This is a genomic window from Streptomyces sp. NPDC002125 (genome assembly GCF_053593715.1).
In genome coordinates this window covers 1-5,567 of sequence record NZ_JBSFDD010000063.1, presented here as the reverse complement: position 1 = coordinate 5,567, position 5,567 = coordinate 1, and the positions used below count along the sequence as shown (strand labels likewise).

The 5,567-nt window shown below is 68.8% G+C and carries 4 protein-coding genes; 2 read left to right on the top strand and 2 right to left on the bottom strand.

Annotated elements, in window-relative coordinates:
• Positions 1-65: 65 nt before the first annotated feature.
• Positions 66-3,074, bottom strand: a complete 3,009-nt coding sequence (locus ACWCQM_RS40670; RefSeq protein WP_450920093.1) for a carbohydrate binding domain-containing protein — start codon at positions 3,072-3,074, stop codon at positions 66-68.
• 268 nt (positions 3,075-3,342) lie between these two features.
• Here ACWCQM_RS40670 and ACWCQM_RS40665 point away from each other — a divergent pair, with 268 nt between their 5' ends.
• A complete protein-coding gene (locus ACWCQM_RS40665; RefSeq protein ID WP_450920092.1) occupies positions 3,343-3,765 on the top strand; it encodes an acyl-CoA thioesterase in 423 nt (140 codons plus the stop codon).
• Positions 3,766-3,811: 46 nt separating this feature from the next.
• Here the strand turns inward: ACWCQM_RS40665 and ACWCQM_RS40660 are convergent, their stop codons facing one another.
• Positions 3,812-4,375, bottom strand: a complete 564-nt coding sequence (locus ACWCQM_RS40660; protein ID WP_450920091.1) for a TetR/AcrR family transcriptional regulator — start codon at positions 4,373-4,375, stop codon at positions 3,812-3,814.
• A 104-nt stretch (positions 4,376-4,479) separates the two neighbouring features.
• Here ACWCQM_RS40660 and ACWCQM_RS40655 point away from each other — a divergent pair, with 104 nt between their 5' ends.
• Positions 4,480-5,403, top strand: a complete 924-nt coding sequence (locus ACWCQM_RS40655; RefSeq protein WP_450920090.1) for an NmrA family NAD(P)-binding protein — start codon at positions 4,480-4,482, stop codon at positions 5,401-5,403.
• Positions 5,404-5,567: the final 164 nt, after the last annotated feature.

Genomic DNA, 5,567 nt, shown 5'->3' with positions numbered 1-5,567 from the left:
CCCTGCGCAGGGCCGGTGCGGGAGGTGCGAACCAGGCGTGACGGGCGCGCCCGTCACGCCGCCGGTCACTTCAGATACGTGCCCGCGGTCCCGATCTTCCCCGGCGCGGCGTTCTTCCCGCCGAGGTCGAGGACGTACACCCGCAGATTGCCCTTGCCCGGTGCCGGCACGGCGAGCGTGCCGCCCGTCACCACCTGGGTGTCCCCGGTGACGGCGTCCTTGTAGGTGCCGTTGGGGATGCCCGTGTACGTCGCGCTGCCCGAGACCGTCACCAGAGCGAAGCTGTCCGTGCCGCTCGCCGCGTCGGTGTAGCGGCGCTTGTAGGCCATCGAGCCGCTGATGCCCTCGGTGGAGTACTGCCCCATCTGGAGGGCGGGCACCGCGCGGCGGATCTGGTTCAGCCGCTGCACGTGCTTGACCAGCGGCTTCGCCAGGGTGTCGGCGACCGCACCGGACGCGGAGGAGACCGTGCCGAAGTCCGACGCCGTCACGCTGCCGGCGACGTGGTCGCCGAAGTAGGCCCGTCCGGTCGTCTCCAGCGGGCAGGTGGGCCCGCAGTCGATCTTCTTGCCGGCCTGGAACTCGATCTCGGAGCCGTAGTACAGGGTGGGGATGCCCCGGAAGGTCCACATCAGCGACATGTTCTCGGCCCAGGCGTCGGTCCCGCCCGCGTACCGCTCGCTGCTCTTGTTGGGGCCGTAGTCGTGGCTGTCGACGTACACGACGTTGTAGGTGGCGTCGTTGTAACTGTCGTCGGAGTCCTTGCCGTTGTTGTACGCGTTGCCGGCGTCACCGAAGTTCATGTGCATGCGCATGTCGATGACGTTCATCCCGGAGAACTTGCTGTGGTCCGGAGCGTGGTAGCTGTTGCCGTTCAGGAAGGCGTTGGTGGACGTCGGCTGGGAGCCGGTGCCCTGCTGCTGCTCGTAGTCGTACATCTCCAGGGCGGCCTTCTCGTCGTCCGCGCTGTACTCCTTGCGCTCCTTCCAGGTGTAGAACTGCGCGGAGTGGTTGACCGAGCCCCGGTTCCACTTGTCGTTGACGAAGGCGGCGACCTCGCCGAAGACGAAGAAGTTCTTCGCGGCCTCGGCACCGAACTGCTGGGTCACCCGCTCCTGGATGGCCGGCAGGAAGCGGCGGTTCCAGGTGGTGCGGGGGATGTGCACGGCGGTGTCGACGCGGAAGCCGTCCACGCCCATGTCGATGTACTTGTTGTACGCGCCGATCAGATAGTTCTGCACGGGCGCGCTCTCGGTGTTGAAGTCGGCGAGGTCGTCGTGCAGCCAGCAGCTGCGGGAGTCCTCACCCTCCCAGTTGCCGATCCAGCAGTTGTGGTAGTACGCCTTCGGGAACATGCCCGAAGTGGGGCTGGGCCACTGGCAGTTGTAGATCCGGTAGCCCTCCGGCGAGGTGTACTGGGTGGGGGTGCCCCAGTTGACGCACGTGTTGCCCGAGGGTTCGGCGGTGGACCACAGGTCGCCGTTGTAGTACGACTTCCCGGACTTGGTCTCGACGGTCAGACCGTCGTATTCGAAGCCCTCGTTCTTCTCGTCGTAGTACCAGCTCCACTGCGTGTCGCGGACTCCGTAGGCCTTGGGGGTGAACAGGCCCTTGGCGCCCCAGCGCGAGGAGTGGTTGTAGACGACGTCCTGGTAGATCTTCATGCCCTTGGCGTGGGCCGCGTCGATGAGGTCCTGGTAGGAGGCGCCCGCGGACTCCAGACGGGAGTCGACCTCGTAGAAGTCGTAGCCGTGGTAGCCGTGGTAGTCGTAGTCCGACCGGTTGAGCACCACCGGGGTGATCCAGACGGCCGACATGCCGAGGCCCTTGATGTAGTCGAGCTTCTCGACCAGGCCCTTGAAGTCGCCCCTGAACATGGGGTCGTCGTTGGCCGCGTTGCCCGACTTCGTGTGCTGGCTGCCGCCCCGGTTGTTCGTGGTGTCACCGTCGTTGAAGCGGGCGGTGAGCACGAAGTAGATCGGGTCCTTGCGGGGGTCGGTGCCCAGCGGCTTCCCGGAGGCGGGGGCGGTGGGCTTCTCGCCGGTGGTCGCGGTCGCGGCGGCCGAGGCGGCCGACACGTTCCCCGCGGCGTCGACGGCCTTGACGGTGTAGCTGTACGCCGTCTTCGCCTCCAGACCCGTGTCGGAGAAGACCGTGGAGCTGACGTCGGTCACCACCGTGCCCTTGGTGCCACCCGTGCGGGTGACCTGGTACTTCGTCACACCGCGGTCATCGGAGGAGGGGTCCCAGGTCACCACGACCGATACGCCGTCGGCGCTCGCCGACACCTTCGTGGGGGCGGTGGGTGCCTGGGTGTCCGGGGCGGCGGTCGCGCACGGGTCGGTGGCGTCGGCGGTGACCTTCCCGGCCTTCACCGTGGAGAGCCCGTCGGGAACCGTGTAGTTGCTGCCGTTGTTGTTGTCCCAGATCCCGTTGCCGTTGTTGAAGGTGGCCTGCATGGAGGTGGCGGTGCCGAGGTCCACCGACTTCTTGACCCAGCCGGTGCAGGCTGCCTCCATGCCGACGCCGGGCACGGTGGTCCAGGTGCCGCCCGCCGGCTGGTAGTGGAGGTTGGTGGTCGTCCAGCCGACGGTCGCCGTCGAGTAGTAGACCGAGGCGGTGTGCGCCTCACCGGGCTCCGCACCCGTGTCCGCGCACGGGTCGCTGTGGGCCACGACCCCGTCCTTGACCGTGATGTTTCCGGTGCCCAGGGCGTAGTTCTTGCCGCCGTTGTTGTCCCAGACGCCGGAGCCGTTGTTGAACGTCGCGGCCAGGCCGGCCGCGCTCCCCAGGCTGACGGTCTGCTTCACCCAGTCCGTACACGCGGCCTCCATGGCCACGCCGGGCACGGTGGTCCATGATCCGCCGTCGGGTGCGTAGTGAAGCTTGTACGCCGTCCAGTTCCTGGTCTTCGTGTAGTAGAAGACCGTGGCGGTGGACTCCGAGGCGGCCACGGGCACGGCCGAAACGGGTCCTGGCGGCTCGGGCGACGAGCCCAGGAGCCCCGCCGTCACCAGGGCCGCCACGGCCGCCGCTGACAGGCGTCCGAGCAGCCGCAAGGGGGTGCGTCTCATCTTGTGTGTCTCCAGGGGAGGGCCGCGGGCGGGTGGACCGCGGCTGCCGACAGCACAGCCGTTCCGCGAGCGGCTGAGAGGATCCCGCCGGAGAACCCGGACGCGCCTCGGGGTTCGGGCGAGCAGTGCGTACGGACAGAAATTCCTGTCAGAACCTTGCTGCAATCTCTTGCACCGTGGAAGTTACCTGGGCATGACAGCTCCGTAAAGAGGCTGCGCACGCCATGGTCAGAGGAATGCGGAACGGCAGGGCGGCGTTCCGGCGTTCATGACTTATTTCGTCGATATCACGGTGCGGGGCTACGAGCTCGACACCCAGGGCCATCTCAACCAGGCCGTCTACCTCCAGTACGCGGAGCACGCCCGCTGGGAACTCCTGCGCGAGGCGGGTGTGGCCCAGGAGAAGCTGCTCGCCCATGGGATCGGCCCGGTGCAGCTGGAGGTGACGGTGAAGTACCTGCGGGAGCTGCGCGGCGGCGACAGGGTGCGCGTCAGCTGCGAGCTCAGCTACGGCGCGAAGAAGACCTTCGGCGTCCGGCAGCGGATCGTCAAGGAGGACGGCACCGTGGCCGCCGAGATCCAAGGGGTGGGCGGTATCCTGGATCTGACGGCCCGTCGCCTGATCGCTGACCCGGCGGGCCGGTTCGCCTCACTGGCGGACAAGCCGGAGCTCCTCGGTATCGCCCCGTGACCGTACGGCGGGGGCGGCGATGGAACCCGCCCTCCCATGTGAGTGCTCAGGTGCCGTCGGGGCCGAGGCCCGCGACGGCGAGTCGGAAGGCGCGGTCCGCCTGCGTCGCCGGGTCGGCGTAACTCTCGGTGGCCAGGGCGATTCCGACGATCAGTGTGAGCAGATCGTCGATGGTGATGTCAGCCCGGACACTCCGGTCGTCAACAGCCCTGCGCAGCAGCAGGGCGCCGGCCGCGCCGATGGCCAGCGCACAGGAGTCCTGGGGGGCCTCGTCCTGGAGGGGCTCGTAGGAGAGGACGTCCGCCAGACCACGTGCGGCGAGTGAGTAGGCGAGCAGTTCGCGCAGCCATTCCACCAGCGCGGAGTGGCTGTCGTGCGCGGCGCGGAGCGTCTGGGCGCGCTCGCAGAGGTCGTGGACGCGCTGCTTGAAGACGGCTTCCAGCAGGGCTTTGCGGGTGGGGAAGTGGCGCCTCACGGTAGCTGAACCGACGCCCGCGGTGCGCGCGATCTGCTCCAGGGACGCCTGGGCTCCCTGGGCCGCCACCTCGGCCTCGGCCACGGTCAGGATGTGCGCGTAGTTGCGGCGGGCGTCCGAGCGCTGGCCGGTCATGATCTCCCCAACATTGATGAGTGGCGGGCCCCACCGTATTCTAGCGACCATGAAACGGCGGACCCCGCCGTTTATGCGTGCGCGACCGCTGAGGAGATGCACACATGACCACTGCCGAAACCCCGGTTCTCGTCACCGGCGCCACCGGCCGCCAAGGCGGTGCCGCCGCCCGAGCCCTGCTCGCGCAGGGGACACCGGTGCGCGCCCTGGTGCGCGACCCGAGCACGCCGCGTGCGCGGGCCGTCGAAGAACTCGGCGCCGGTCTGTTCGTAGGCGATCTCACCGAACCTGCGACTCTTGAGGCGGCCGTGGACGGCGTGCGGGCCGTCTTCTCCGTGCAGATGCCCGCATACACCGAGCAGGGGTTCGACTTCGCCGGCGAGGTCAGCCAGGCGGACAACCTCATGACGATCGCGCGGGCCGCCGGTGTGGAGCAGTTCGTCCAGTCCTCCACCAGTGGTGTGGGTCAGCACGTCGAGGCCCCGGGCTGGGCCGAAGGCCGGTGGGCGGTGATGGAGGCGCCGCTCGGCACGAAGGCTGCGATCCAGGACCGGCTGCGCGAACTCGACTTTCCCTACTGGACGTTGCTCAAGCCGTCGTTCTTCATGGAGAACTTCGAGCCGTCCATGCGGTTCTACTTCCCCCGTGGCGTCGAAGGGGGTCTGGTCACTGTCGTCAAACCGGGCACGCACCTGGCACTCGTAGCGGCCAAGGACGTGGGCAGGGCCGCGGCGGCTGCCGTGTCCGCCCCCGCCGAGTTCCACCGGGTGGAACTCGAACTCGCCAGCGATTACCTGACCATGACCGAGATCGCCCAGATCCTCTCCCGCGCTCTGGACGTGCCGCTGACGGCCCCGGACATGACCGAGGAGCAGGCCCGTGCCGCCGGAATGGGAGACATGGGTGCCACGCACGAGTTCATGGAGGTCGTCGGTCAGCCGGCCCGGCCGCAGTTCGCTCGTGCGCTGGGTATCGACCTGACCACCTTCGCAGAGTGGGCGCACGAACGTCTGCGGACCGCCGCCTGAGCAGGGGACACGACGTCAACGTGCCGGCGTGCGCCTGCTCGGCGGCTTCGGCGGTGAGCCTTGTGCTTGGCGGGCTTGGCGGGCTTGGCGGGCTTGGCGGGCTTGGCGGGCGGGGGGGGGGGGGCCGGGGGGCCGGCCCCCGCGGGCGCCCCCGGGGGCCCCCC

Excerpts from the sequence above, each read along its gene's own strand:
- ACWCQM_RS40670 (WP_450920093.1), bottom strand. The coding sequence starts at position 3,074 with ATGAGACGCACCCCCTTGCGGCTGCTCGGACGCCTGTCAGCGGCGGCC.
- ACWCQM_RS40665 (WP_450920092.1), top strand. The coding sequence starts at position 3,343 with ATGACTTATTTCGTCGATATCACGGTGCGGGGCTACGAGCTCGACACC.
- ACWCQM_RS40660 (WP_450920091.1), bottom strand. The coding sequence starts at position 4,375 with ATGACCGGCCAGCGCTCGGACGCCCGCCGCAACTACGCGCACATCCTG.
- ACWCQM_RS40655 (WP_450920090.1), top strand. The coding sequence starts at position 4,480 with ATGACCACTGCCGAAACCCCGGTTCTCGTCACCGGCGCCACCGGCCGC.